21 protein-coding genes are annotated in these 26707 nt (G+C 59.4%); 8 read left to right on the top strand and 13 right to left on the bottom strand.

Translation table 11 applies throughout. From position 1 onward, the window contains the following. Positions 1–4: 4 nt before the first annotated feature. From miaA to ABFB52_RS03715, 5 genes are read right to left on the bottom strand one after another with little or no spacing between them, the layout of a single operon-like run. The gene (gene miaA, locus ABFB52_RS03735; protein WP_085746507.1) at positions 5–976 is read right to left on the bottom strand and encodes a tRNA (adenosine(37)-N6)-dimethylallyltransferase MiaA; all 972 of its coding nucleotides are present in this window, start codon (positions 974–976) and stop codon (positions 5–7) included. Continuing rightward, positions 976–2883, bottom strand: a complete 1908-nt coding sequence (mutL, locus tag ABFB52_RS03730) for a DNA mismatch repair endonuclease MutL (RefSeq protein WP_129972334.1) — start codon at positions 2881–2883, stop codon at positions 976–978. Before mutL ends, miaA begins: the two co-directional genes overlap by 1 nt. Beyond that, entirely contained in the window at positions 2880–4316 is a 1437-nt protein-coding gene (locus tag ABFB52_RS03725; protein ID WP_085746505.1) for an N-acetylmuramoyl-L-alanine amidase, read from the bottom strand. The genes mutL and ABFB52_RS03725 overlap by 4 nt, the downstream gene beginning before the upstream one ends. Beyond that, on the bottom strand, positions 4317–4787 hold the full coding sequence (gene tsaE / locus ABFB52_RS03720; RefSeq protein WP_007950729.1) for a tRNA (adenosine(37)-N6)-threonylcarbamoyltransferase complex ATPase subunit type 1 TsaE: 471 nt from the start codon (positions 4785–4787) through the stop codon (positions 4317–4319). Continuing rightward, complete coding sequence (locus tag ABFB52_RS03715) at positions 4775–6274, bottom strand: NAD(P)H-hydrate dehydratase (protein WP_129972333.1); 1500 nt, start codon at positions 6272–6274, stop codon at positions 4775–4777. Before ABFB52_RS03715 ends, tsaE begins: the two co-directional genes overlap by 13 nt. A gap of 63 nt (positions 6275–6337) precedes the next feature. Between ABFB52_RS03715 and queG the strand changes: the two genes are divergently transcribed. After that, positions 6338–7408 (top strand): tRNA epoxyqueuosine(34) reductase QueG, encoded by a 1071-nt coding sequence (gene queG, locus ABFB52_RS03710; protein WP_085746503.1) that lies wholly within the window; start codon positions 6338–6340, stop codon positions 7406–7408. A 9-nt stretch (positions 7409–7417) separates the two neighbouring features. Here queG and ABFB52_RS03705 read toward each other — a convergent pair whose 3' ends face one another. The 6 genes from ABFB52_RS03705 to orn all read right to left on the bottom strand — a co-directional run bounded on the left by ABFB52_RS03705 (position 7418) and on the right by orn (position 18030). Beyond that, on the bottom strand, positions 7418–8908 hold the full coding sequence (locus tag ABFB52_RS03705) for a leucine-rich repeat domain-containing protein (RefSeq protein WP_085746502.1): 1491 nt from the start codon (positions 8906–8908) through the stop codon (positions 7418–7420). A 343-nt stretch (positions 8909–9251) separates the two neighbouring features. Then, entirely contained in the window at positions 9252–14015 is a 4764-nt protein-coding gene (locus ABFB52_RS03700; RefSeq protein ID WP_256656665.1) for an RHS repeat-associated core domain-containing protein, read from the bottom strand. Positions 14016–14106: 91 nt separating this feature from the next. Then, complete coding sequence (locus ABFB52_RS03695; protein WP_129972332.1) at positions 14107–15051, bottom strand: hypothetical protein; 945 nt, start codon at positions 15049–15051, stop codon at positions 14107–14109. Positions 15052–15461: 410 nt separating this feature from the next. Next, entirely contained in the window at positions 15462–16493 is a 1032-nt protein-coding gene (locus ABFB52_RS03690; protein WP_129972331.1) for a hypothetical protein, read from the bottom strand. Between the two features lie 299 nt (positions 16494–16792). Beyond that, positions 16793–17404, bottom strand: a complete 612-nt coding sequence (locus tag ABFB52_RS03685) for a trimeric intracellular cation channel family protein (RefSeq protein ID WP_085746499.1) — start codon at positions 17402–17404, stop codon at positions 16793–16795. Positions 17405–17487: 83 nt separating this feature from the next. Next, a complete protein-coding gene (orn, locus tag ABFB52_RS03680; RefSeq protein ID WP_065258764.1) occupies positions 17488–18030 on the bottom strand; it encodes an oligoribonuclease in 543 nt (180 codons plus the stop codon). A 107-nt stretch (positions 18031–18137) separates the two neighbouring features. On the opposite strand from orn, the gene rsgA reads away from it, so the two are divergent. From rsgA to ABFB52_RS03660, 4 genes are all read left to right on the top strand, one after another. Next, positions 18138–19169 (top strand): small ribosomal subunit biogenesis GTPase RsgA, encoded by a 1032-nt coding sequence (gene rsgA / locus ABFB52_RS03675; protein ID WP_039766628.1) that lies wholly within the window; start codon positions 18138–18140, stop codon positions 19167–19169. 209 nt (positions 19170–19378) lie between these two features. Further along, positions 19379–19786: a TIR domain-containing protein gene (locus ABFB52_RS03670; RefSeq protein WP_064379087.1), complete on the top strand. Its 408-nt coding sequence runs from the start codon at positions 19379–19381 to the stop codon at positions 19784–19786. 2 nt (positions 19787–19788) lie between these two features. Next, positions 19789–20748, top strand: a complete 960-nt coding sequence (locus tag ABFB52_RS03665) for a caspase family protein (RefSeq protein ID WP_085746498.1) — start codon at positions 19789–19791, stop codon at positions 20746–20748. Then, positions 20748–21239, top strand: coding sequence for a toll/interleukin-1 receptor domain-containing protein (locus ABFB52_RS03660; protein WP_102686789.1), 492 nt, complete (start codon positions 20748–20750; stop codon positions 21237–21239). The genes ABFB52_RS03665 and ABFB52_RS03660 overlap by 1 nt, the downstream gene beginning before the upstream one ends. Before the next feature lie 88 nt (positions 21240–21327). Here ABFB52_RS03660 and motB read toward each other — a convergent pair whose 3' ends face one another. Together motB and motA are read right to left on the bottom strand one after the other, a co-directional pair. Then, positions 21328–22395, bottom strand: a complete 1068-nt coding sequence (motB, locus tag ABFB52_RS03655) for a flagellar motor protein MotB (RefSeq protein WP_129972330.1) — start codon at positions 22393–22395, stop codon at positions 21328–21330. 3 nt (positions 22396–22398) lie between these two features. Further along, positions 22399–23250 (bottom strand): flagellar motor stator protein MotA, encoded by an 852-nt coding sequence (gene motA, locus ABFB52_RS03650; protein WP_007952169.1) that lies wholly within the window; start codon positions 23248–23250, stop codon positions 22399–22401. A gap of 167 nt (positions 23251–23417) precedes the next feature. On the opposite strand from motA, the gene ABFB52_RS03645 reads away from it, so the two are divergent. The 3 genes from ABFB52_RS03645 to asd are packed head-to-tail and all read left to right on the top strand — an operon-like array spanning position 23418 to position 26690. Continuing rightward, positions 23418–24956: an HDOD domain-containing protein gene (locus ABFB52_RS03645; protein ID WP_085746496.1), complete on the top strand. Its 1539-nt coding sequence runs from the start codon at positions 23418–23420 to the stop codon at positions 24954–24956. A 39-nt stretch (positions 24957–24995) separates the two neighbouring features. After that, positions 24996–25811, top strand: coding sequence for a rhodanese-like domain-containing protein (locus tag ABFB52_RS03640; protein ID WP_064379082.1), 816 nt, complete (start codon positions 24996–24998; stop codon positions 25809–25811). 18 nt (positions 25812–25829) lie between these two features. Next, positions 25830–26690, top strand: coding sequence for an archaetidylserine decarboxylase (gene asd, locus ABFB52_RS03635; protein ID WP_007952166.1), 861 nt, complete (start codon positions 25830–25832; stop codon positions 26688–26690). The last annotated feature ends 17 nt before the right edge of the window (positions 26691–26707 follow it).

Genomic DNA, 26707 nt, shown 5'->3' with positions numbered 1-26707 from the left:
GGACTCAGCTCAATATGGAGATCGTCCCAAGGTATTTCAAGGCGCGTGGCAGATTGTCGCAATCCAGACTGTCGAGCCAGTGTAAATCTTTCCAGCTGCGCAGCCAGGTGAACTGGCGTTTGGCCAATTGGCGCGTGGCGATGATGCCCCGCTCCTGCATCTCGGCCGACGTCAGCTTGCCATCCAGGAAGTCCCAGACCTGGCGGTAGCCTACCGCACGTATAGACGGCAACCCGGCATGCAGGTCACTTCTATTACGCAGGGCTACGACCTCGTCGATGAATCCCTGTTCCAGCATATTTGTGAATCTTTGTTTAATGCGCTCGTGCAGTACCTGCCGATTAGTTGGAGCAATCGCCAGGTTCGCGACAGTATAGGGCAATTGTTGCAGTCCCGATGCGGCCGCTTCGGTACTTTGTACAGATTGTTTCAGCCGCAGTTCAGTCATGCTCTGACCGCTGACCCGGTAAACTTCCAGCGCACGACTCAGTCGTTGTGGATCGTTCGGATGAATGCGTGCCGCAGACTCCGGATCGATGACCGCCAGTTGATCGTGCAGGGCCTGCCAGCCAAGGCGTGCAGCCTCTTCTTCGATTTGCGCGCGAACCTCGGGATCGGCCGCCGGCATGTCCGCCAGACCTTCGATCAAAGCCTTGTAATAGAGCATCGTGCCGCCCACCAGCAGCGGAATTTTTCCGCGTGCGGTGATCTCGGCCATGGCCTGGAGCGCATCGCGGCGGAAATCCGCTGCCGAATAGGCTTCGGCCGGGTCGAGAATGTCGATCAACCGGTGCGGAAACTCGGCCAGCAGTTCTTTGGACGGTTTGGCGGTGCCGATGTCCATGCCGCGATAGACCAGCGCCGAATCGACGCTGATCAGCTCGCACGGCAGTACCTTGGTCAGCTCGATGGCCAGATCGGTCTTGCCCGCAGCGGTCGGGCCCATCAGGAAAATCGCTGGAGGAAGCTGGCTCATCAACGACCGCGCAGGAACAGTTTGTCCAGATCGTCCAGGCCCAGTTGGGTCCAGGTCGGTCGGCCATGGTTGCATTGACCGCTGCGCTCGGTATTTTCCATGTCGCGCAGCAGGCCGTTCATTTCCGGCAGGGCCAGGCGCCGGTTGGCGCGGATCGCGCCGTGACAGGCCATGGTGCCGAGCAATTCATTCAGATGCGCCTGGATCCGGTCGCTGGTGCCGTATTCCATCAAGTCCGACAGTACATCGCCCACCAGACGGTTGGCTTCGGCCTGCTTGAGCAGGGCCGGGATCTGCCGGATGGCCAGGGTTTCCGGTCCAAGGCGCTGCAATTCAAAACCGAGGCGCTGGAACCATGCCGCATGTTCTTCGGCGCAATCGGCCTCGCGCTGACTGACCGCCAGCGATTCCGGCACCAGCAGCGGTTGGCCGCTCAGGCCTTCGCTGGCCATGGCGATCTTCAGACGCTCGTACATGATCCGCTCGTGAGCGGCGTGCATGTCCACCAAAACCAGGCCTTGGGCGTTCTCGGACAGAATGTAGATGCCCTTGAGCTGCGCCAGCGCATAGCCCAGCGGCGGAATGTCTTCCTGACCGGCTGGCAATGCATTGGTGTTGGCCTCGGGCAGCGGCGCAAAAAACTCGCGGTACGCGGCCTGGGCCTCGGCTACCGGCACGCTCGATTGCGGACGCGGCGTGTATTGATACTGATAAGCCCCGCCAGCGCTGGCACCCGACGAGGTATTGAACGCCGGTTGCGCCTGCGGTTGCTCCAGCAGCGCATTGGCCGCCAGACGCATTTCGCCCTGCGGACCGAACTCACCGGCTTCAAGGCCGGTTGGCCGGACGATCGCGGTGGTGACCGAACCGGCAAGCTGATCTTCCGGCCGCACATCGCCGAGGGCACGGTGCAAGGTGCCATAAAGGAAGTCATGCACCATGCGCCCGTCACGGAAGCGCACTTCGTGTTTGGTCGGGTGTACGTTGACGTCTACTGCTGCCGGGTCGACCTCGAAAAACAGCGCGAACGTCGGGTGCCGGCCATTGAACAGCACATCGCGATAAGCCTGACGCACCGCGTGGGCCACCAGTTTGTCGCGCACCGCACGGCCGTTGACGAAGAAATACTGCAAGTCCGCCTGACTGCGGTTGAAGGTCGGCAGACCGACCCAACCCCACAAATGCAGGCCATTGCGCTCGATCTCGATCGGCAACGCCTGCTCAAGGAAGCCCGAACCGCAGATCGCCGCCACACGCCGTGCGCGCGCCGCGTCATCGTGGGCTTCGTGCAGGCTGAGGATGGTCTTGCCGTTGTGACGCAGATGGAACGCCACGTCGAAACGCGCCAGCGCCAAACGCTTGATCACTTCTTGCAGGTGATCGAATTCGGTTTTTTCAGTCTTGAGGAATTTGCGTCGCGCCGGGGTGTTGAAGAACAGGTCACGGACTTCCACCGACGTGCCGACCGGGTGCGCCGCCGGCTGCACGCGGGGCGCCATGTCACGGCCTTCGGTCTCGACCTGCCAGGCCTGATCGGCATCTCGGGTGCGCGAGGTCAGGGTCAGACGTGCCACGGAGCTGATCGATGCCAAAGCCTCGCCCCGGAAACCCAGGCTCATTACTTGCTCAAGGTCTTCCAGGTTGCGGATCTTGCTGGTGGCGTGACGCGCCAGGGCCAGCGGCAGGTCATCGGCGGAAATACCGCTGCCGTCGTCACGCACACGCAGCAGTTTGACGCCGCCCTGTTCAACATCGACGTCGATACGTTTGGCGCCGGAGTCGAGGCTGTTTTCCAGCAGCTCCTTGATCACCGAGGCCGGGCGTTCGACCACCTCACCGGCGGCGATCTGGTTCGCCAGCCGCGGGCTGAGCAGTTCGATGCGCGCAGCGTTCAGGACCTGATTCATTCTTTGGACGCCAGTTCGGTGCCGGGAATGGTCAGGTGCTGACCGACTTTCAGATCATCGCTTTTCAGATTGTTGGCGCTGCGCAACGTGGCCGGCGAAATCTGGTAACGCACGGCAATCATCGCCACGGTTTCACCCGGACCTACCCGGTGATCACGCGGCCCCTGAGCAATCTTGCCCGAATCACGCAGCCAGGCGATGTAAGTGCCCGGTGGCGGATTCTGCTGGAAGAACTGACGCACGCCGCTGCTGATCGAACGCGCCAGCGCCTGCTGGTGGCTCGCTGCCGAGAGTTTGTTTGCTTCGTTGGCGTTGGAGATGAAGCCGGTTTCCACCAGAATCGACGGGATGTCCGGCGACTTCAGCACCATGAACCCGGCCTGTTCCACGCGCTGTTTGTGCAGCGGGGTGACCCGGCCAATGTTGGTCAGGACTTTCTGGCCGACGTTGAGGCTGGAGGTCAGCGAGGCGGTCATCGACAGGTCGAGCAGAACGCCGGCCAGCATCCGGTCCTTGTCATCGAGACTAACGTTGCCGGCACCGCCGATCAGGTCGGATCGGTTTTCGCTGTCGGCCAGCCAACGGGCGGTTTCCGAAGTGGCGCCACGATCGGACAGGGCGAACACCGACGCACCGAAGGCCGCAGCAGACGGCGCGGCGTCGGCGTGGATCGAGACGAACAGGTCGGCGCCCTTCTTGCGAGCAATCTCGGTACGGCCGCGCAGCGGGATGAAGTAGTCGCCGGTACGGGTCAGTTCGGCGCGGAAGCCTTTCATGCCGTTGACCTGACGCTGCAACTCGCGGGCGATCTGCAGTACCACGTCTTTCTCGCGCTGACCGCGAGAACCGGACGCACCCGGGTCTTCGCCACCGTGGCCGGCGTCGATCACCACAATGATGTCGCGCTTGCCGGCCGGGGCCGGTGGCAGTTTGATCGCAGGCTCGGCCGGGGTGACCGGCACCGCAGGCACGGTCGCAACCGTTGGGGTCGGCGCAGGTGTCGGCGGTGGTGCGGCGTCAGCCGGGTTGTCGAACAGATCGACCACCAGACGGTTGCCATATTGCGCATTCGGCGCCAGCGAGAAGCTTTTCGGGGTGACGGCTTTTTTCAGGTCGATGACCACCCGCAGGTCGGTCGGCGTACGTTGGGCCGAGCGCATGGCGGTGATCGGCGTATTGGCGGTCTGCACATTCAGCGGCGCGCCGAGGGTGGCGCCGTTGATGTCGATCACCAGACGATCCGGCGCGGTCAGCGTGAAGACGCTGTGTTGCACCGGGCCTGTCAGGTCGAACACCAGTCGCGTGTTGTCCGGCGCCCGCCACAGGCGCACGCTGTTGACCTTCGTCTCGGCCACAGCGTTGACGGTTACTGCCATCAACATCAGTCCAGCGGCAGCCACCAACGCGCGAAAGCGCATACCTAACCCCATCATTCAATTGGTTTCCAATGCCAAAGCGGCACACCAGGCCTCGCCGCGCGAGCCCTGGGATAAAATGGTCAGCGAACGTCCGCTGTCTTGCGGGCTAATGGTAATGGTCAGGTCAGGCTTTGGCAAAAAGCCTGCACCTTTATCGGGCCATTCGATCAGGCACAGGGCGTCGTCTTCGAAATAGTCGCGAATCCCGAGAAACTCCAGCTCTTCCGGATCGACCAGGCGATACAGGTCGAAGTGAAACGCCCGGACGTCACCGATCTCGTAGGGCTCGACCAACGTGAAGGTCGGACTTTTCACCGCCCCCACGTGCCCCAGACCGCGAATGATGCCCCGCGACAGCGTGGTTTTGCCCATCCCGAGGTTGCCTTCGAGAAAGATCAGACCATGGCCCTGGGTGATACGGGCGATGCGTGCGCCAAAGTCGCTCATGGCCTGTTCATCGGCCAGGTACAGGGTTACTTCAGACACGGTGCATGCTCCTCCAACAACTGACGAATGGCTGGAATCAGATCACTGGCCGCCAGCCCACGGCCGAATTTACCTTGTTGCGCCCCAGCGTTGGCGTGCAGCCAGACCGCCAGACACGCCGCGTCGAACGCATTCATACCTTGGGCAAGCAGCGCGCCGACCAGACCGGCCAATACATCGCCAAGACCGGCAGTAGCCATGGCCGGATGGCCTTGATGACACAGCGCCAGACGACCATCGGGATGAGCAATCAGACTGCCTGCGCCTTTGAGCACCACCACCGCTGTATATTTTTCGCTCAACGCCAGCGCCGCCGTCGGACGATCGGCCTGCACCTCGGCAGTGCTGATCCCCAGCAGCCGCGCCGCCTCACCCGGATGCGGCGTGATCACGCAATCCTTGGGCAGACTGACAAAACCGGAGGCCAGCAGGTTCAGTGCATCGGCATCCCACACCTGCGGCAGCGAGGCATTGGCAGCAGCCGACAGCAGCGCCCGCCCCCAACTCGCCTGCCCAAGCCCCGGCCCGACCACCAGCACGGACACTTTTTCCAGTAGCCCCATCAACTGATTGGCTGAAGAGGTGCCCAGCGCCATGGCTTCCGGCACCTGGCTCAACGCCGCCGGCACATGTTCCGGACGGGTCGCAAGTGACACCATACCGGCGCCACTGCGCAAAGCACTTTCGGTGCTCAACAGAATTGCCCCGCCAAAGCCGTGATCGCCGCCGATCAGCAGCACATGGCCGAAACGCCCCTTGTGCGCAGCCGGCGCACGGGCCGCCAGACGCGGCAGGTTAACCGCGTTGAGCCGTTGAGCGGCGGCAGGGATGTCACTGAAGTTTTCGGCCAAGGCCTGCAGATCGTTAAACAGCAGTTCGCCGACGTGATCCGCCGCCGCGCCCGTGAACAGCCCGAGCTTCAGGCCGATGAAAGTCACGGTGAGGTCTGCGCGCACCGCATCACCCAGCGCATGACCGGTATCGGCGCACAATCCGGAAGGGATATCGACCGCTACCACCGGCAGTCCGCTGGCATTGATCGCCGCAATCGCAGCGGCATAGGGCTCACGCACCTCGCCGCTCAGGCCGGTGCCGAGCAACGCGTCAACAACGATGCCGCGCAACTCGCAGGACACATCCCACGGGGCAATCGAGACGCTGTCGGCCACGGCTTCGGCGTGCGCCACGGCGGCATCGCCCTTCAAACGTTGCGGGTCGCCGACAGCCAGTACCTGAACCTGCCAACCCGCACGGTGGGCCAGCGCCGCCACCAGATAACCATCGCCGGCGTTGTTGCCGTGCCCGGCCAGCACCGTCAATTCATTCGCGGCCGGCCATTGGCGTACCAGTGCGCGCCAGGTGGCATGGGCGGCACGCTGCATCAATTCGAAGCCCGGCGTGCCGGCGGCGATCAGCCGTGCGTCGAGTTCGCGCACCTGCGCGGCACGGTACAGCGCGTCGGGTAATTGATCTTTAGTGTGCGGCATGCGTCTTCGGGCTCCGATGTCTGGCAGAATTATACGCACCTCAGCTCCGGTTTCTCTCGCCTCATGTCCGCCATCACCACAGATCTGCCTGCCCTCGCCCAATCCATCAAGGACTGGGGCCGCGAGCTGGGCTTCCAGCAAGTCGGCATCAGCGGTCTGGATCTGGCCGAGCATGAGCAGCACCTGCAACGCTGGCTCGAGGCCGGCTACCACGGCGAAATGGATTACATGGGCGCCCACGGCAGCAAACGCTCGCACCCCGAAGAGCTGGTGCCGGGCACCTTGCGCGTAGTCTCACTGCGCATGGACTACCTGCCGGGCGACACGCAAATGGCGCAATTGCTGGCAAAACCGGAAAAGGCCTACATCTCGCGTTATGCCTTGGGCCGCGATTATCACAAGTTGATCCGTAAACGCGTTCAACAACTGGCGGACAGGATTCAATCCGAGATCGGCCCGTTCGGCTTCCGCGCCTTCGTCGACAGTGCGCCGGTGCTGGAAAAGGCCATCGCCGAACAGGCCGGGCTGGGCTGGATCGGTAAAAACACCCTGGTGCTGAACCGCAAGGCCGGCAGTTACTTCTTTCTCAGTGAGCTGTTCGTCGACCTGCCCCTGCCGGTGGATGAACCCCACAGCACCGAACACTGCGGACGCTGCACCGCGTGCCTCGACATCTGCCCGACCAACGCCTTCGTCGGCCCGTATGTGCTGGACGCGCGACGCTGCATTTCCTACCTGACCATCGAACTGAAAAACGCCATCCCCGAAGACCTGCGACCGCTGATCGGCAACCGGGTGTTCGGCTGCGACGATTGCCAGATCTGCTGCCCGTGGAACCGCTTCGCCCGCCCGTCCGGCGAAAGCGATTTCAAGCCACGGCACAATCTGGACAATGCCGAACTGGCCGAGCTGTTCTTGTGGGATGAAGACAAATTCCTCAGCAGCACCGAGGGTTCGCCGTTGCGCCGCGCGGGTTACGAGCGTTGGCTGCGCAATCTGGCGGTGGGATTGGGCAACGCGCCTTCAACGATTCCGGTGCTGGAAGCATTGAAGGCGCGACGGGATCATCCGTCAGAGTTGGTTAGAGAACATGTGGAGTGGGCGTTGCGCCAGCATCTCGATGAAAGTACGTGATGCCCTCACTCACGAACTCTCCACACCACTGTCCTCACCTTCGAAGTCTAAAATCTGCGGTTGTATCTGGTTTTCTCCATCAACTTGAATCAGGACTCTCCTATCCAGGCCAGCGGCCTCGATATAGGCACTGACTCGCTGCAGAGTGGCCTCATCCAGCGGATTGTTTCGAAAGTTAAAATTGACCTGTTGAATATCCGGCACCTCAAAAAGTTCGTCTGGCAAGTGTTCAATTTCGTTATTGCGCAGATCGGCAAATGCCAGGCTTTCGCTTTCAAATAGCCCGACAGGCACCTCGTTCAGCCCCGTATCCGAGAGATAAAGACTGTCCAGGCGCCTCATGAATCTGAGGTCGGGCGACAGCCCGAGCGGGTTGTTGCTCAAGTCCAGCAGCGTCAGTTGTTCAATGTGGGCGAGGCCTTCGACGCTGGCTTCGGTGAGCCGTATGTCACAGTTGTCCAAGGTCAGCGTCACCAGTTCCCTCATCTGGTAAACCTCAACGGGAAACGATTTCAGGGCAAAGCCCGACAGGGTGAGATACCGCACACCCGGAAAACTCGCGAGAAAGGCGCTGTCTTCCAACGGGGCAGTGCTGGTCAGACTCAACTCGCGAACATGGCTGAAATCCGCCGACAAACGAGGCAGGCTGCCAAGTACATCGAGATCGTAATCCAGCGTCGATGGCGAATACGGATTGGCGCTGGTTGCCTTCCGGGACCAATTGTCCTGAAGTTCCTGTGCAAAACGCTCTCGGCTTGTTCTCTGCACGCCAATCTCGGTACTTGTCAGGGGCAACCCCGTGACCGGGTGCCGGGACGGCACCTGCCCGGCCCACGCGCCAAGATCCTTCAACAGAGTGAAGTATTCCGCTTCCAGCCGGGCCACTGCCAGCAGCGGATCACCCGTCAATCGCTCGCGGTGCATGGAAGTCCGAGCATCCTGGGCCATGGTCGGAAACAACGCTGCCAGACGCTCATCTACATTGCGCGCCAGCCCCGACGGGGCATCGCCTCGATCCAACGGGTTCCCTGATGCTATAGGGTGCCAGTACCTGCCCTCGGCGTCCGGCTCCATCAGCGGACCGGAAGCCTTGAGTTCTCTGGCGACCGTCGCGCGAAAAAGGCCGCTTTCGGTATCCCGAACCACTTGTACGAAATGATCGTCGGAAACAGCCACATACTGGCGCTGCTTGAACTCCCGAACGCCCTGCGCATCGACCTCGCCGAGATTTTTTCGGGCGGGCACCCGGTAGTCCGCGAAAGAAGTGGGCGAGGCAACTCCCGCTACTTCATTGATCGCGAAAAGCTCCACGCTCGGCCTGGGATTGGTTATCTGCGCCGTCGTGACAGGATCCGGCAGGAAAAGAGACGGTCGCGGATCCGGGCGATGCGGCAGGGCTGAGAGGGGAGAATCCCCTCTGGGCACACGATGAGAACCATCGGCAGCAGAGTCATTTATTTTGCTGGAGCCAGGTTTGATCCTGGGTGATTTGTCAGCCATGAAACTCTCATCCTTGAGATTGGGTTGCACTGATAACGGAGTGCTACGCGAACCGTATCGAACGCGCAGGTCAGTCAGCCAAACCTGAATTGTCTGGCCCTCGAAAAACCATCATACCGCCGTGCTTGCTGCGCACTGTCGTACATATGTCTACCGCATGAGCCTGCATGCTCACACTGCAGCCTGGAGGCGCGTTGATTGCCTGATCAGTAAATTAAAGAGAAAAGGCGCCTTCAGCGATTCCTCTTGGAACCACCGAAGGCGCGACCGGATCATTCCTCAGAGTGTATCCGGCAAAAGCACGAGTGGGCGCTGCCCTCCCGGCCATGGCACGCCAGGCCCATCAAGCGCCTCGAACGGTATGACCAAACGCATGCATGGTTACCGTCCGGGTGTCATGGTTCGCAAAGAAAAACAGACGTGTGGCCTGGTTAAGCCTGATTTCCGTGTAACCCGTGTCATTGAAGTAACCTGGGTCGCGGAGCTGACGCGGGTTGGGAGACTTGAAAGGGACCATCTCATTGTAATAAGTCTTGCCCCCAAGACCATTTGCAGCTTCGCTTGGAGACTTTCCTCCGTCCTTGATTGCATCCTTGAAACGGAAGAATTTATCCCTTGAAATGTCATCAAGGTCTTCAAAGCCGGGAATGGCGCCTCTTCCTGTTTTTTGACCATCTACCGTCCCTCTGAAGCCCTGTGTCTTGTATGTCCATTTTCGTGGACCTGCGCTCGTTCCCGAAGTGCTTCGCCCCCCCATTCCACTCGCCATGGCTCTGGCGGCCTCGCGAGGATTAGTGCTCAACCCTGACTTGAAAGCCCCCGCCAACCTGCTGGCACCTTTGATAGCCTGACCCGCCAGGCCGGCGCCAAGGGATGCCAACCCAAGTCCCAGACTGATGTAGCCAAGGACGTCACCCGCCGAAGAATCCGGGGCCAGTTCATGAGCCAGCTCGCTGGCGATAGCGGTAACACCCGAGGCGACTCCCAGCCCGATGGCCAGCACACCGAGTGGCGAGGCCGCTCCCAGCGTCAGAAAACTCACCGCAGTCCCCAGTGCTGCTAGCGCAACCCCGGCAATCGACTGCCAGGAAACATGCCCCGTAGGATCCACTCGGTTAACCGGATCGCCAAGGCAATACGCGTAAGCATTCAAGCCGCCTGCATCGAACGGACTCAGGCTGTCCGGGCTGATGAAGCGCATCAGTGTCGGGCTGTAGGCCCGGTAACCATTGCCCAGCAGATACAGACCGGTGACTTCATCCAGTTGCTCGCCATTGAAACCCGCCTGACTGAACAGGCCTCCCTCGACAGGCCGATGCCCGTAGGGACTGTAGGCGCTGTCGAGTGATTGTTCGCCATGCGAGCGACTCAGCACGCTCTGCTGCTGGTCAGCCCCGAAAAGCCGGATACCCGCATCCGCTCCCAGTTGCTGCTGTCCCAATATCAGACGGCCGTGTCGCACGACACTGCGTGATTCAGGACCACTGACTTCGTTGCTCATTTTGTTGTGGTGATAGAAGCGCTGCACCGCCGACTTTCCGGATTGCGACAGCTCGACCAGCCGATCGAAGCCGTCGTATCGGTAACCACGCAGGACCTCCCCACGTGAATCGATAACCTGAGTCAGGCGGCCAAACGTGTCGTAGGCCAGAGTACGGCCCTTATCGTCCTTGATCATCCGGCCGTTGGCGTCGTATTCCAGGGTGACCGGTGCCGGATAGTCGGCATGAGAATGTTGAACCCCGACCAACTGGGCCGGATCCTGTTCGCTGAAACTGAACGTCGTCACGTTGACACCCAGAGGGAACGTGGTTTGCAAGGAGAGAATGTTATCCAGCGCATCGAACGTGAATGTTTGCTGGATAATTTCCTTGCCATAAGGGTCCCGCGGTCGCTGGATCCCTTCACAGTCGTACTGGATGAGTCGACCGCGTGCATCGTAAGAAAACCGCTCATCGCGCAACACCATGAAGCCGCGTTTGAGAACCTTCTGCGCCAGCTTGCCCGTCACGGTGTAACTGGAGCTCAGCGTTTGAGAGGGTAACCCGTTGACTTCAAAACGGCGGGTCAGCTCACGACCGATATCATCGTAGGTCAGATGCGTGAGGATATGATGCCCGGACAGGGTATCCCGGGTTTCGATCCGCTCAAGCAAACCAGCCTTGCCATAGAAGTATCGAGTTTCTATCGGGCCTTGCCTGTGCAAGGTTTCGCGCCCCCAGATGTCGTACTCGGTTTTGTGCCGCGTGCCCGATACGTCCACGTGTTCCAGAGGGCGCCCCGCCAGGGAGTAGGTATGGGAGGTCGTCCGGCGCTGCCCGTCAAAGCGGGTTGTTTCCGACTTCAGACGCCCGGACGGAAAGTACTCGAACAGATTCTCACGTCCTTGCTCGACGCAACTTTCCATTCTGCCGTTTCGTTCATCGTAGGTGAAACGGGTAAGCCCTCCGCCTCCTGTTAGCGCTTTGCGCTCAGTCAAGGCGCCACCCGGACCCGATGAATAAACAAACTCGGTCGTTTCCCCTGCCGCACTCGTGTGCGATGTGGGCTGAGTCTTGCCGGCCGGATAAACTGCAACTGACTTGCGCCCGCCCACCGAAAGCTCGGTCAGCCGATTCAAACCATCGAAGACTTGCTGCCCCAACAGTTTCCCAGCGACTCTGATCGCGACCGGCAAAACCTCGGTGCTGTGGACGGCAAAATCGGTCTGCACCGCATGCCCGTCCGGCAAAACACTGCGAAACAGTCGATCGTACGCATCGTACTCATAACCGGTCCTGTTCCCGGCGGGGTCGGTTTGACTGATCGTTCGACCCAATCCGTCGTACTCAAAGACGGTTTTGCCAAGGCTTTGCGCCTTGAGGTCGAAGACTTCAAGGCTGTCCGGCTTGCCGAAGGCATTGAAGACAGTGACAGTTTTACCCAGGCCTTGCTGCCAGCGCTTCTGCTGGCGAGCCACCGGGTCGAACTCGTTATACTCGACTCGCCCGTCGGCATGGCGAGTCTCCTTGATCTGACCCCAGTTGTCGTAAAACACCTGCGATTTCACAGGACGTGCAACACCGTCCCACCAGTCGGTGCGGGTCTGCTCAGTCAGTCGTCCGACCCGATCATGGAGCGCGGCATAGACCGCTCGCATCGGAAATGAGCCTGCCGGATCCGGGTTGTCGCAATCCTTTTCTTCAACGCCTATGACCCTCCCCAACGCGTCATAGGTAACTTTTTGCATGCCTCCCGACGGATCGGTCAGAACCACCGTGGCCGGCACGTCTACCTTGGCCGTTTCGTGACGCCATTGATACGAAGCAACATTCGTCGTGCCAGAGACAAGCGTCTTGCGTACACGACGTCCAAGCTTGTCGTATTCGAATGTAACCACACTGTCGTCAGCATCGCGCTCGGACAGCGTCAAACCACTCAGGGTGGAAAGCGTTTGCTCGGTCGAACTCGCTGTACCGTCGAACCCCTGCAAGGTTGTCTTCAGCCGCAGGGAGAAATCGTCGGTCGTGTAGGCATGCTTGATACAAGTCGTCGTGCCGTTACGAGTGACCTTCTGCTGCTCCAGGAGGCCGTGTGTAAGAGGGTTGTCCGGTGTTTCCAGATAAGTCAGCGCAAGGGTCGAACGAAGAACTTCGCGATCTGCGACCCACTCGAAAGATTTTTCCTCGACAGGCACCACTCTGGCCAGCGTCCCGCCCTTGAGCACGGAGAGCAAGGCATAGCGATAACGCGTGACGATGGACGCACCGCCACCCGTCGCGGGAGCCACGGTTTTTTGCTTCAGGAAGCGGACAAACTCCAGCGGATCCGCTGGACAATCCGGTGTCTGGGTCGCCGGATAGTATTCAAACCGCGTTGTCACCCCGTCCGCCCCGACCTGTTTGAGCAGGTTGCCGATGGCATCGTATTCAGTGACAGAGGCCTCGGAACGCTTCTCTTTTGTCGTCAGGTCCTCGTAAGTCAGGGTCTGGACTTCAGGCATCCGGAACTGCGCGGGCTGCTGGGTGAAAGGCAGTCTCACGTCACAGTAGTACCGCGTTGCAACTGATGTTTGCGCATTACCGCAAGTGGTCACCTCGGAGATCAACAAATGGAACTTGTTGTAGGTTCGCTTGATACGGGTGTGGACTTTGTTCCCGACAATCAGCCGCTCTTCGCTGGAGTACTGATAGCCCCCCACGGCGCGGAAAAGAGGATCGCCATCGTCCTGGGGATCCGCTGCAACGCCGTGCCCAAGGTAATTATGGTCCGAATAGGTGTATATCTTGCTGACCTTCGGTTGCCCGTATCTGGCGTAAATATCGTGGGCAATGACGCAAGGCAGGCTTTGATCACCCTCGACGGTCGGAAATAGATGGCCGACTTCCTTGTAGCGAATGTTTTCCACGGCACCCAGGGGCGATTCAACTCGGGTCAGATAACCGTCTGCGTACTGCAGCTTCCAGCCCCCACCTTCCGGTAAATCGATGGCGTTGACCTGATCGTTTCTGAGCGTCAGAGCAAACTCAGCGCTGGAGGGCGTCTCCGGATGCCGGGTCAGAATCACCCTTGTGTCTTTGCGGGCGATCTTGAGCAACGTTCTTTGGAAGTCGCTGATCTCGATCAGCATCGGCTGCTCATTGAACGTCCTGTACTTCAGGGAAATACTCACGCCATTGGCTGCGAATATCGTCTCGGGAACCGCGATGTTGGTCGCCCCATGGACCCTGAGCACTTCACGTCGACCATCCTTGTATCGGATCTCGTATCGTCCATCAGCAGTTTTCAGAACCTTGGCGCTTTCCAGCTTCATTTCCTTGAAATGCAAGGCTCCCCGCGACTCGACAGCTTTGTAGCGCTCGCCGCTGGAGAACGTCATAACCTTACTGCGCAAGTCATAATGGGTGATCGACAAGGACCAGCCAGCGCCATAACCGGCATTGCGCGAATTCAACGGATTGAAATTCAGCGCAAGATTGAATGAAGGGCCGTTGAGGTCGACGGACTGAATAGACCCAAGGGATAACGAACAGGTATAAACGCCGGTTCTGGGATCGACCCCGCCGGCTACAAAATCACCAAAATTGAATGCATTCGAATGCACGGACTCCGGAGAGTGGTTACTCATAACTAACATCCTGTCATTTATTTGCGACAAACTGTTTGCGCAAGAAGATTGCAGAGCAACGCCAAGAGAGCGTCAAATTGAAAAATGCATTTCAACTTAATGTGAATGACCGATTTGCAATATCCGGGTTTATACGTATCCGATGTTCGGTGCCATACTCGTCGTAGACATTTAGATCCAGAAACTCCCGGCGTATCACCTTACTTTGGAGTTCTGCTGTTATATGGCTGATTATCGAGATCGTACCGGGATCCTGACGCAACGTCCGAAAGCCACTCGGCGTGCGCGCGGTCACCTGATCGCTGAAAGCAGGACCGATGTAACCGATATAACTTCTCAAACCGGCCGACACTTTTGTTGCATCGCCGGAATAGAAAAACTCGCTTGCATATTCGGTTTCCTGCTGTACCGTCCCGCTGGACCATTCGAGCAAATGAATCAGACGACCTTCTGCGTTTAAGGTCAGACTGTGCTGCTCCATCCTTTCAAACAGACCTGGCCGATCCAGCACCCTTGTCCTGGCCAGCATGAAATTGGCGATCGGATATTGCCTGGGTGAGATGGCCTCCAAGGTGATACTGCTGTCGCGTCCGTCCTGGCCGTTGCTTCGATACCTTTCGCCATCCAGGATGACCTCGGCAGCAATCTGCATCGACCCCGAGCGACTGCTGGAAACCCAGTACTCAAAAACCTGGACGACCTCCGAAGGGTCGGACAATCGATTGCCGGCGGCAGGCACCAATGGCGAGACCCGTGCGTGCCCCCCCTTAATGTCGTGGGCAAAATGATTCTCCCGGGAGCTCGCTGTCCAGTCACCTGTCAGCGGTGCGGCGGAGTTATAGTCAATCAACCGAAGTGTCTCCAGAGCAGAGTGGCCATGGAGCGAAACAGCGTTGCCTTGCGCATCTTCACCAGAAATCAGCACCAACACCCGAATCTGCATGCGACCGTTGGCATAAAGTGCTTTATGGCGAATGGCCGCCGAAGAATCGAACTTCACTTCAATACGCTGGATAATCAAACCTTCTTCAGACATATCAAACCCCTTAAACAAAAAAGTTATCGCGAAGCTTGAATAGCATTCACGCCAACTCATTGATACACGCTCCAAAAACAAATAAAACAGACAACCAGTGACAACATGTAATCACACACAATGAAACGACGATAGACTCACTTCCGACTCTGAACTGCTCAACACCCTCTTCAACAAACGGACATTTAATTACGCACAATAAAAAACCGTTTTCCCGCAATCATTTAAAACTGCGAGAAAACGGCTAAATTAACCATAGCAACAAATCGGGCGATATCAGAAAACCAAGCGCGCGCTGCCACGCGCACCTCCAATCTATAAAGGTGTCGGCACCGCTGTATATTTAATTGGCAAGGTCGGATCCTTTTCGACGAAAAGAACTCAAGTAGTGAATGCACCTCGCCGCAGACTCATCCCCGTTCCAGAAAGAACTCACGCTTTTCAGAGTTGGTCCGAATGGCCAACTTGTGCTCCGTGCCATACTGGTCGATTGCGACAAAGGGAAACACGCCATCCGCACTGGATTCGGCCGCCGTGTATGCGAACTCGGAAAGCGCTTGCACGACGGTCAACTCGCCGTGACGATCATTGACTCTGACGACATACTCTTTGGTCTTTGCCGAAGAATCCAGAGCGTGATCTCGAAATATATAATTTACAAAGGTATTGTCATTAACAGGTAGCGCCACAGTGACATCAGTTTTATTCGGCCTTACCAGAATCCCCTTCAAATAGTTGGTTTTCGACGCATATATCCAGTTGCCATAGGCAAACTTGACATCATCCGTACCTTTCGAAGAAACCCAGTCCACCAGTTTGATCTGCTGTCCCTGATAAACAAGTCCGAGATAGTAGTTCCAGATCCGGTTTCCCGGCTCCTCATTGCCTCGTCTGTTCGAAGTCCAGCGAAACTGTTCTACCGAGTAGGTAACCGGCACCTGAGCGTCCAGAGTGACACTGCTGTCCTGAAAACCGGAAAGACCGGTTCCATTGCTTCGGATAGTTGCCCCGTTCAAAGAAACACTTGCCGCGATTTGCGTCGTGCCGCTACCCGAGGACGATACCCAGAATGTGCGCACTTGCGGGTGGATACCATCATCCGGCTCATCGTCAGAGGGTTGTGCTGCATCCTGTATCACCGGCGCTTCCAACGTAAATCGACCTTGTTCGGTACTGGCACTCCAGCCATCGCGCAAGGTTCTCCCGGTGTTGTAGTGAATAAGTTCAACCGTATTCATGACTTCTGCTGGAACCAGAATGCGATCCCCGTTTCCATCATAACCCGATACCAGCACCTGAACCTTTACTTGCATACGGCCATTGCCGTACAGCACTTTACTTCGCGTTAATGACGAAGAGTCGAACTTCACCTTCAAGTCGATATTGTCCAGCCTTTCAGGATGGACCAACTGGTTTCCTGATACTTCGTTAAGCTCACTCATATTTTTACTCCTTGTGTTTGACGTCATTCCATACCTCCAACGCAAAAGCGAAGTGAGACATGAATAACATGCAACCACAAACCGGCAAAAAATTTAAATGTAAGAACCTGTAGCTAAAATGAAAGCCGAATCAGCAATTTGAAAAACCCGGCCACATTAACTCCGAGATACATTCATCATAAAATGTAAGTTCGAAAGAAAAAAAACCACGAAGAACGTAAAGCAGCCGCACTCGACAACACAGATAGCGAAAAAATCATTCGCTGGCAGAACAGCTACGAATTCATTTGCGCAAGGTCTCAATGTTCGTCGTTATAAACGAACTTCGGCATTTCCCAATGAAAACGAATCGCCAGCAGGCGCAACAGGAAGCCACCAAATAGCGTGATCAGAATCGCCTGCTCGCCCGGCACGTTCAGGAACAGACACAGCATGTAGCACCAGGCCGCAGCGAACGAGACGCTGGCGTACAGCTCACGGCGGAAGATCAGCGGGATGTCGTTGCAGAAGATGTCGCGCAGGATGCCGCCGAATACCCCGGTGATCACGCCGCTGACCGAGGCCACCAGCATGCCGTGGCCCATTTCCAGGGCGGTCATGCAGCCGATCAGGGTGAACGCCACCAGACCGACCGCGTCGAGCACCAGAAACAGCGAGCGCAGATGGCGCATCCAGCGAGCCGTGAACACGGTGATCATCGCCGCGACTGTGGTCAGTACCAGATATTCCGGGTGTTTGACCCAGGTCAGCGGGTAATGCCCGAGCAGCACGTCGCGCACCGAACCACCGCCCAATGCCGTGACGCAGGCGATCAGCACCACGCCGAACCAGTCCATGCCGCGACGGCCCGCAGACAGGGCGCCGGTCATGGCTTCGGCAGTAATGGCGACGAGGTAGAGCATCAGCAACATGGTGGCGATCCTGGCAGGAAGGCGCGCAGTCTACTCACTTCGCCGAGGCACCAAAAGAGGGCACCCCGGCGTGGGTGCCGATCTCAGAACTTGATGAAATGCTTGCGGTAGTGCTGCAGCTCGGCGATGGATTCGCGGATGTCGTCCAGCGCCAGGTGAGTGCTGCCCTTCTTGAAGCTGTCACGCACGTCCGGCGCCCAGCGCGCGGCCAGTTCCTTGAGCGTGGAGACGTCGAGGTTGCGGTAGTGGAAGTAGCTTTCCAGCGACTTCATGTGGGTATAAAGGAAGCGGCGATCCTGGCAGATGCTGTTGCCACAGATCGGCGACTTGCCCTTCGGCACCCACTTCTCCAGGAAGGCGATGGTTTCGGCTTCAGCCTCGGCCATGCTCACGCGGCTTTCACGCACGCGCTGGGTCAGGCCGGAGTTGCCGTGAGTGCGGGTGTTCCACTCATCCATGCGGGCGAGGACTTCGTCGCTGTGGTGGATGGCGATCACCGGGCCTTCGGCCAAGGTGTTCAGGTCACTGTCGGTGACGATGGTGGCCATTTCGATGATCACGTCGTTTTCCGGATCGAGACCGGTCATTTCCAGGTCGATCCAGATCAGATTCTGCGGGTTTTGCATATTTCGGCTCCTGAGCAATGCTGCGCAGTTTAGCCTAGGCAGCCTGCCGGGCGTGCTAAACTCGCGGCCGTTTTACCTAATCGCTGCATTCTTCAGACGGAACACCCATGGCCAAACGCCAACTCAATCGTCGTCAAAACTGGCGCATCGAAAAGATTCAGGGCGAGCGCGCCGCCCGCGCCGCCAAACGCGAGTCCTCGGCTGTCGAGGCGCTCGAAGGCGGCGACCTGGGCCCGGAACAGCACGGCCTGGTGATCGCCCACTTCGGGGTGCAGGTCGAGGTCGAGGCCGTTGACGGTGAGCTGGCCGGCCAGGTCTTCCGCTGCCACCTGCGGGCCAACCTGCCGGCACTGGTCACCGGCGACCGGGTAGTCTGGCGCGCCGGCAACCAGGGCATCGGCGTGATCGTGGCGCAACTGCCGCGCACCACCGAACTCTGCCGTCCGGACAGCCGTGGCCAGCTCAAACCGGTGGCCGCCAACGTCGACATGATCGTCATCGTGTTCGCCCCGCTGCCCGAGCCCCATGCGAACCTGATCGACCGTTATCTGGTCGCCGCCGAGCACGCTGGCATCCGCCCGTTGCTGCTGCTGAACAAATTCGACCTGATCGACGAACAGAACGCCCCGGCGCTGAATGCCCTGTTGGCGGTCTATCGCACGCTGGGTTATCCGGTACTGGAAGTCTCGGCGCACCACGGCAACGGCATGGAGCAATTGCAGAAGCAGCTCGACGGGCGCATCAGCGTGTTCGTCGGCCAGTCCGGTGTCGGCAAGTCGTCCCTGGTCAACAGCCTGCTGCCGGAAGTCGAAACCCGTGTCGGCCCGCTGTCCGAGTTGTCCGGCCAGGGCACGCACACCACGACCACCGCGCGCCTGTTCCACTTCCCTGGCGGCGGCGAACTGATCGACTCCCCGGGCATCCGTGAATTCGGCCTCGGCCACGTCAGCCGCGCCGACGTCGAAGCCGGTTTCATCGAGTTCAACGACCTGCTCGGCACCTGCCGCTTCCGCGACTGCAAGCACGATCGCGAACCGGGATGCGCACTGCTCAAGGCCCTGGAAGACGGCCGCGTGCAGCAGCAGCGGATGAACAGCTACCGCTCGATCATCGCCAGTTTGCCGGAAAACGGCTACTAAACAGCCCTGTCGGCGGCCCTTCCCCAAGGGCTGCCGGTTGTCGGAACCTGGCGGCGTTCCCACCCTCACCTTAAACACAAGCCCTTTCTGTAAGCCTGATTACTTCAGTTTGCAGGACATTTCTCTTTTCCCGCCCAAACCTTGTAGCGCCCTTCCAGAGGCCTAAATTGGGTTCTTCCTTCGCACCTATGCGATCTCCGAGGAACCCCATGCAGACCTATCATTTGTTCATCAGCCACTCGTGGAACCACCCCCACGCCCACGACAATCTGGTTCGCCTGCTCGGCGCTCAACCCGACTTCTGCTTCAAGAACTTTTCCGTGCCACCGCACAATCCGATCATGGGTGCACGCACCGACAAGCAGCTTGAAGAGGCGATCGAAAACAAGATCCGGCCGTGCTCGGCGGTGTTGATCATGGCCGGCATGTATTCGACCTACAGCAAGTGGATCAACAAGGAAATCGAGATCGCCAGACGCATGGGCAAGGTGATCATCGCGATCAAACCGTTCGGTGCCGAACGGATTTCCACCGTTGTACGCAATGCCGCACATGCCGAGTGTGCGTGGAACACCCAGAGCATCATCAAGGCCATCCGCCTGCACACGGCGGTGTAACCATGCGCAAGGGACTGTTTATCGGCATCAACCACTACACTCACGTCGCGCCACTGAGCGGCTGTAACAACGATGCGATGGCAATGGCCTCGGTACTGGAGCGCCACGCCAACGGGCGGCCGAACTTCAGCAGCAAGGTACTGACTTCAGCCGAGGAGAACCTGACACTCGACACGATGAAGCAACAGATCCGGGAGCTGTTTTCCGGCGACTGCGATGTAGCGCTGTTGTACTTCGCAGGCCATGGCCAGTTCGACACCAGCATCGACGAAGGACTGCTGATTCCACAGGACTTCCGGCACGGCGGCGAAGGCATTCGCATCAGCGACATTCTGACGTGGGCCGATCAGGCACCGCACATCAAGAACAAGATCATCATCCTGGATTGCTGCCAGGCCGGCGCAGCAGGTGCCATGCGCAGTCTGCGCGGTGGCAGCAGCGTGATCGGCGAAGGCATGACCATCCTGACGGCCTGCAAGAAAGAACAATCGGCGCTGGAAAGCCGTGGCCACGGGGTGTTCACCGATCTGCTGTTGCAAGCCCTGCACGGCGGCGCAGCCAATGTATTGGGCAAGGTCACGCCGGGCAGTGTGTATTCGTTTGTCGACAATGCGCTGGGGGCATGGGAACAGCGGCCGGTGTTCAAGACCAACGTGTCGCAATTCGTACCGCTGCGCGAAGTCGCGCCGCTGATTGCCGAAGAAACACTGCGCAAGCTCAAGGACTGGTTTCCCGAGCCGAGCTTCGTCTTCCGGCTCGACCCCAGCTACGAACCCACCGAAGCGGCATTCGATCCCGATCACGGCGATGTCTTCAAACAGTTGCAGATGTGCAACCGTCACAGCCTGATCGAACCGGTCGACGCCGAGCACATGTATTACGCCGCCCTCAATTCCACTGGCTGCCGCCTCACCGCACTCGGCGCCTATTACCGAGAGCTCGCGCTCAAAGGACATTTCTGATGCCCGTATTCATCAGCTACCGCCACGGCGATCGCGCTCAGGCGATTGCCATCAACAGCCGCCTGGTTCAGGCCAATATCAAGACCTACCTTGATGTGCTGGATCCTGAATCCCAGACCACCGACGACATCACGGGTGTCATCACCCGTAACATCACCGAGTGCAGCCACCTGCTGGCCGTGGTGTCGGAAAAGACCGCACTGTCGTGGTGGGTGCCGTTCGAAATCGGCGAGGCGACCATCAGCCACCGACGAATCTGCTCGTTCAGAACCGGGCCGGCGGAGCTTCCGCATTACTTGGACAAATGGCCGAAGCTGAGCACCGATCGGGATCTGGACTTCTTCATCGATGCTTACCGCACCGAAGGAAGCGTCAAGCGCTCCATGACCCTGGATTCAGTCACGGCAAATCAGTCAACGCGAACCGCCAATCGACACAACGCCGAAGTGTTTCATGACGCGCTGAAAAACCGTATTCGACGCGGGTTTTAGTCAGCCAGAGCGCCGCAGGGAATACGTCTGTGACCAGCCTTCCCGCCGGACACAAAAAAGCCGACATCGCTGTCGGCTTTTTTGTGGGTCACTGTTTCGGCGCGGGAGCCGGTGCAGCAGGTACCGGGGCTGGCGCCGCGGCGCCCGGCTCGGTCGGTTTCGGCAGCGGGTCGTCGAACAGGTTCAGCCGTTCGCGCAACTCGTGTGCAGGCACCGGCTGCTGATCCGCCGGCAAGGCGTTCGGGTCGACCGGGGTGGCCGGCGCCGCGCCGTTCTGGCCTTGATCTGCCGGTTTCGACGGGTCGGCACCTTGCGAACCTTCGATGGCCGCCTGGGCCTTCTTGGTCAGCACCACGATGTCGATGCGGCGGTTGACCGGGTTGAACGGGTTCTCCTTGTCGAACAGTGCCGACGAGGCGTAACCAACAACCCGCGCCACTTGAGCATCCGGATAACTGCCCGCCACCAATGCACGCCGGGCGGCGTTGGCACGGTTGGCCGAAAGCTCCCAGTTGCCGAAATCGCCGTTGCCCACGTAAGGCTTGGCATCGGTGTGACCACTGATGCTGATCTTGTTCGGTACCGCTTTGATGGTGTCGGCCATGGCCAGCAGGATGTCTTCGAAGTACGGCTTCAGGCGTGCAGAACCGGAGTCGAACATCGGTCGGTTCTCGGCGTCCATGATCTGGATGCGCAAGCCGTTCGGCGTGATCTCGAACAGGATCTGATCCTTGAACTTCTGCAGTTGCGGGTTCTCGTCGACCTTGTTCTGCAGTTCCTGCAGCAACAGTTCCAGGCGTTCCTTCTCGACCTGTTCGGCCATGCCTTCAACCTGTTCGGTGTCGACCGTGACCTTGTCCGGTTGCGGCTGCGACTTCACTTCAGGGTTGAGGGTGTTTTCCGGCGCCAGGGTCGGCGTACCGCCCAGATCGATGATGTACGGCGTGCCGCTCTCGGAGAAACCGACCGGATCCTTGAAGTAACCGGCGATGGCGATCTTCTGTTCCGGGGTCGCGGTGGACAGCAGCCACAACACCAGGAAGAACGCCATCATCGCCGTCGCGAAGTCGGCGAAGGCGATCTTCCACGCCCCGCCGTGATGCCCGCCGGCGATGCGCTTGACGCGCTTGATGATTATCGGCTGGTTATTTTCCATGACTTAGCGACCGCGAACGGCTTGTTCCAGCTCGGCAAAGCTTGGACGGTGAGCCGGGTACAGAACCTTGCGACCGAACTCGACAGCCAGCGACGGCGGCATGCCGGAAGCCGAAGCCACCAGCGAGGCCTTGATGGCTTCGTAGACGTTCAGCTCTTCCTTGGCATCGTGCGCCAGGGAGTGCGCCAGCGGGCCGAAGAAACCGTATGCCGCGAGAATACCGAAGAAGGTACCCACGAGTGCCGCACCCACGTGCAGACCGATGGACTTCTGATCGCCCTCACCCAGGGAGGCCATGGTCACCACGATACCCAGTACCGCCGCGACGATACCGAAACCCGGCATGGCGTCGGCAATGCCGTTCACCGCGTGGGACGGATGCTCGAGGTCTTCCTTCAGGCTGTACAGTTCCATGTCGAACAGGCCTTCCAGCTCGTGGGGAGCCATGTTGCCGGAGGACATGATGCGCAGGTAATCGCAGATGAACGCGGTCATGCGTTCGTCTTTCAGCACCGCCGGGTACTTGGCGAAGATCGGGCTCGCGGCGGCGTCTTCGATGTCGCCTTCGATGGCCATCATGCCTTCGCGGCGGCTCTTGTTGAGGATCTCGTAGATCAGGCCCAGCACTTCCAGATAGAACGTGTGGCTGAAACGCGAACTGAACATGCTCAGGGATTTCTTGAGCACGTGCATCGTCATGTAGCCGGGGTTGGCCTGCAGGAATGCACCGAGTGCAGCACCACCGATGATCATTACCTCGAAAGGCTGGATCAGGGCGGCAATCTTGCCGTGGGAGAGCACGTATCCGCCGAGCACGCTCGCGAATACGACGATGATGCCGATAATTTTAGCCATAGGTAGAAAGGTACTTGTTTAAGTCGGGTTCAAGGTCATATTCGGAAGTTAAAAAATCTCTTCTTCTACTTATCGGCAAAACTGCGCCAGACTATAGCCAGTTCAGGCGAAAAGCCAATTTAGCCCATGCCGGGCGCGTCTACAGTCAGTGAAGATCTCGTCCAGACATGGCTAATGAAACGAACGTCCCACACGTAAAACCGACCACACTCGATGGCTGGGTGAAGCTGCTCGACAGCGTTCGCCTGCCGGTGCCGCAAGATGCCCATGACCGGGTCTGCCGGGCGATTCGCGATGACCGCAGCTCGCTGCGCGACATCGCCGACCTGATGCAGGACAGCCCGGCACTGGCTCTGAGCATCATCCGCGAAGCCAACCGCCACACCCACGGCAACATGACTGCGCCGGCGGAAAACCTCGAAGTGGCGATCAATCGCCTCGGCCTTGGCCGCACCGAAGAACTGCTCGCGCGCCTGCCCGCCGAACCTTCCGCACAGATCCCCCAGGCCCTGCGCCAGTTGCAGATGATCAGCCAGCACGCCACGCAACAGGCCAACGGCTTTTTCGCCAGCCGCCTCGCACGTTTGTGGCAGGACATCCATTGGGGCAGCCTGCTGTTTCTGTCGCCGCTGTGGCCGTTGGCACTGACCTTTCCCCAATTGCTTGAAGAGTGGGAAGTGCGGGTTATCCACAAGGGCGAATCAGCGCGCGTCGTGGAAAAGCAGCTGTTCGGCGTGCGCCTGCTGAAAATCGGCGAAGCGCTGGTGGAAGCCTGGCGTCTGCCGATCTGGGTGCAACAAGGTTATCGGCTGCTGCTGACCGAGCAGCGCGAACTGGTCAAGGTCCTGCGCATTGCCCGCGATGTGGATCATCCGTTGCGCCAGCAAAACCGCCTCGACGACGATCCGACCCTGCGTCGCTGGCTCAATCAGCCGGCCAACACCGTGTTACTGGCCAACGGTCTGGCACTCTCGGCGCAACAGGCCTGGGACAGTCCGCACAGCGAGCGCTGGCAATTCCTGACCAGCCTCTATCTGCAAATCTCGATGGACGAGGTGCAACAACAGTTGCACCAACAGGCCGCCGTCAGCGCTCGCCATCATTCCATGCCGGATCTGTGGCACCCGGCGGTTTCGCTGCTCTGGCCGTGGGGCACCCGTCGTCTGCCTGCCGGAATGCTGCCGGCTGCGGCGCCATCCGCTGAAGATCTGACCCAGTGGCGCCGGCAATGCGCCGAGCTGCTGGCCGTGCCAAGCCGCTTCACCAATGCCATGAGCCTGACTGTCGCCGCCCGTGACGCGCTGGTCGCCAGCGGCATGCGTCGGGTGATGATCCTGATGGCCGACCGCAGCCACGCCAATCTGCGCGTCCATCAAACCTCGGGGTTGCCGAAGGAAGCCGCTGCGCTCAATTTCGTTGTCAGCCAGAGTTCGGTGCTGCAACGCTTGCTCGCGCAGCAGGCGCAAGTGCGGATCACCCCGGACAACAATGCCCAGTTTTCCGCCCTGCTGCCGCCCTCGCTGCGCACGCTGTTCCGGGGCGAGCACCTGTTCCTGCGTTCACTGGTGAACAACGGCCGGGTGATCATGATCGTGGTCGCCGACCAGGGTGGCGGGCCGTTCGCCGACATCACCGTGCAAGCCTTCGGCAAAACCGCGCAGTGCATCGAGAAAGCCCTGCACAGTTTTAGCCAGCGCGGCCAATGACAGCTACAATCCTTCCCCTTTGTGCTCTGGAGACCTCACATGTCTGATTTCTCTGGCCTGGCCCTGGTGATCGAGCCGAGCGACCTGCTGCCGCGCCTCGAATCCCGCGATCTGATTCTGGTGGATCTGACCAGTGCCGCCCGCTACGCCGAGGGACACATTCCCGGCGCACGTTTTGTTGATCCGAAACGCACCCAGCTGGGTCAGGCGCCGGCTCCGGGCCTGTTGCCGAGCAAAGAGAAACTCGAAGAACTGTTCGGTGAACTCGGCCATCGCAAAGACGCGGTCTACGTGGTCTATGACGACGAAGGCGGCGGCTGGGCCGGGCGCTTCATCTGGCTGCTCGACGTGATCGGCCATGACAAATACCACTACCTCGACGGCGGACTGCCGGCGTGGCTGGCGGAAGGTTCGCCGATGTCGATCCAGATTCCTCCAGCGGCGGGCGGCCCGGTTGCCCTGACCCTGCACGAGGAACCGACCGCCACCCGCGAATACCTGCAGAGCCGTCTTGGCGCCGCTGACCTGGCGATCTGGGACGCTCGAGGTCCGCTGGAGTATTCCGGCGAAAAGGTCCTGGCGGCCAAGGGCGGGCACATCCCCGGCGCGGTCAATTTCGAATGGACGGCGGGCATGGATCAGGCGCGCCAGCTGCGCATCCGTACCGACATGCCGCAGATCCTCGAAAACCTCGGGATCACCAAGGACAAAGAAATCATTACCCACTGCCAGACCCATCACCGGTCCGGTTTCACTTATCTGGTGGCCAAGGCTCTCGGTTATCCGCGGGTCAAGGGCTACGCCGGTTCCTGGGGCGAATGGGGCAACCACCCCGACACCCCCGTCGAGCTTTAAGGATTTTTAAGGACAGTCATGAAAGAGCGTTTGTTTATCATCAGCCAGTACCTGCTGCCTCATCACCTGCTGTCGCGCCTGGCCGGCTGCGTCGCCGAGTGCCGCGTGCGCTGGTTCAAGAATGCCTTCACCACCTGGTTCGCCAAGCGTTATCAAGTGGACATGTCGCAGGCGCTGGTTGAAGACGTGACCGCTTACGAGCACTTCAACGCCTTCTTCACCCGCGCGCTGAAAGACGGCGCACGTCCACTGGACCAGACCCCGGGCGCAATCCTCAGCCCGGCCGACGGTGCGATCAGCCAGCTCGGTCCGATCGAACACGGTCGTATCTTCCAGGCCAAGGGCCACAGCTTCAGCGTGCTGGAACTGCTGGGCGGCGACGCGGCCAATGCGGCGCCGTTCATGGGCGGTGAATTCGCGACTGTTTACCTGTCGCCGAAGGACTACCACCGCGTGCACATGCCGCTGGCCGGCACCCTGCGCGAAATGGTCTACATTCCGGGCCGGATCTTCTCGGTCAACCAGACCACCGCGGAAAACGTTCCTGAACTGTTCGCCCGCAACGAGCGCGTGGCGTGCATCTTCGACACCGAGCGCGGGCCGATGGCCGTGGTGCTGGTGGGCGCGATGATCGTGGCATCGATCGAAACCGTATGGGCCGGTTTGGTCACGCCGCCGAAGCGCGAGCTGAAAACCTTCCGTTACGACGAAGCCGCCCGTGCGCCGATTCATCTGGAAAAAGGTGCGGAACTGGGGCGCTTCAAGCTGGGTTCGACCGCGATCGTGCTGTTCGGGCCGGATCAGGTGAAATGGGTTGAAGAATTGAAAGCCGGCTCACCGGTGCAGATGGGTCAGGCCCTGGCACTGTCCAACGCCTGAACCTGTTGATCCGCCCT

The organism is Pseudomonas sp. 9.2(2024) (assembly GCF_039695385.1).
Lineage (GTDB): Bacteria > Pseudomonadota > Gammaproteobacteria > Pseudomonadales > Pseudomonadaceae > Aquipseudomonas > Aquipseudomonas paraglycinae.
This window is presented reverse-complemented; position numbering and strand designations above follow the sequence as displayed.

What these genes read in the sequence shown, in the direction of transcription:
- ABFB52_RS03690 (WP_129972331.1), bottom strand. Translation starts at nt 16,493, where the DNA reads ATGAGTGAGCTTAACGAAGTATCAGGAAACCAGTTGGTCCATCCTGAA.
- ABFB52_RS03705 (WP_085746502.1), bottom strand. Translation starts at nt 8,908, where the DNA reads ATGGCTGACAAATCACCCAGGATCAAACCTGGCTCCAGCAAAATAAAT.
- ABFB52_RS03645 (WP_085746496.1), top strand. Translation starts at nt 23,418, where the DNA reads ATGGCTAATGAAACGAACGTCCCACACGTAAAACCGACCACACTCGAT.
- ABFB52_RS03660 (WP_102686789.1), top strand. Translation starts at nt 20,748, where the DNA reads ATGCCCGTATTCATCAGCTACCGCCACGGCGATCGCGCTCAGGCGATT.
- ABFB52_RS03670 (WP_064379087.1), top strand. Translation starts at nt 19,379, where the DNA reads ATGCAGACCTATCATTTGTTCATCAGCCACTCGTGGAACCACCCCCAC.
- orn (WP_065258764.1), bottom strand. Translation starts at nt 18,030, where the DNA reads ATGCAAAACCCGCAGAATCTGATCTGGATCGACCTGGAAATGACCGGT.
- mutL (WP_129972334.1), bottom strand. Translation starts at nt 2,883, where the DNA reads ATGAATCAGGTCCTGAACGCTGCGCGCATCGAACTGCTCAGCCCGCGG.
- ABFB52_RS03685 (WP_085746499.1), bottom strand. Translation starts at nt 17,404, where the DNA reads ATGTTGCTGATGCTCTACCTCGTCGCCATTACTGCCGAAGCCATGACC.
- miaA (WP_085746507.1), bottom strand. Translation starts at nt 976, where the DNA reads ATGAGCCAGCTTCCTCCAGCGATTTTCCTGATGGGCCCGACCGCTGCG.
- ABFB52_RS03640 (WP_064379082.1), top strand. Translation starts at nt 24,996, where the DNA reads ATGTCTGATTTCTCTGGCCTGGCCCTGGTGATCGAGCCGAGCGACCTG.
- ABFB52_RS03695 (WP_129972332.1), bottom strand. Translation starts at nt 15,051, where the DNA reads ATGTCTGAAGAAGGTTTGATTATCCAGCGTATTGAAGTGAAGTTCGAT.
- ABFB52_RS03715 (WP_129972333.1), bottom strand. Translation starts at nt 6,274, where the DNA reads ATGCCGCACACTAAAGATCAATTACCCGACGCGCTGTACCGTGCCGCG.
- ABFB52_RS03665 (WP_085746498.1), top strand. Translation starts at nt 19,789, where the DNA reads ATGCGCAAGGGACTGTTTATCGGCATCAACCACTACACTCACGTCGCG.
- ABFB52_RS03725 (WP_085746505.1), bottom strand. Translation starts at nt 4,316, where the DNA reads ATGATGGGGTTAGGTATGCGCTTTCGCGCGTTGGTGGCTGCCGCTGGA.
- motB (WP_129972330.1), bottom strand. Translation starts at nt 22,395, where the DNA reads ATGGAAAATAACCAGCCGATAATCATCAAGCGCGTCAAGCGCATCGCC.
- ABFB52_RS03700 (WP_256656665.1), bottom strand. Translation starts at nt 14,015, where the DNA reads ATGAGTAACCACTCTCCGGAGTCCGTGCATTCGAATGCATTCAATTTT.
- queG (WP_085746503.1), top strand. Translation starts at nt 6,338, where the DNA reads ATGTCCGCCATCACCACAGATCTGCCTGCCCTCGCCCAATCCATCAAG.
- rsgA (WP_039766628.1), top strand. Translation starts at nt 18,138, where the DNA reads ATGGCCAAACGCCAACTCAATCGTCGTCAAAACTGGCGCATCGAAAAG.
- asd (WP_007952166.1), top strand. Translation starts at nt 25,830, where the DNA reads ATGAAAGAGCGTTTGTTTATCATCAGCCAGTACCTGCTGCCTCATCAC.
- motA (WP_007952169.1), bottom strand. Translation starts at nt 23,250, where the DNA reads ATGGCTAAAATTATCGGCATCATCGTCGTATTCGCGAGCGTGCTCGGC.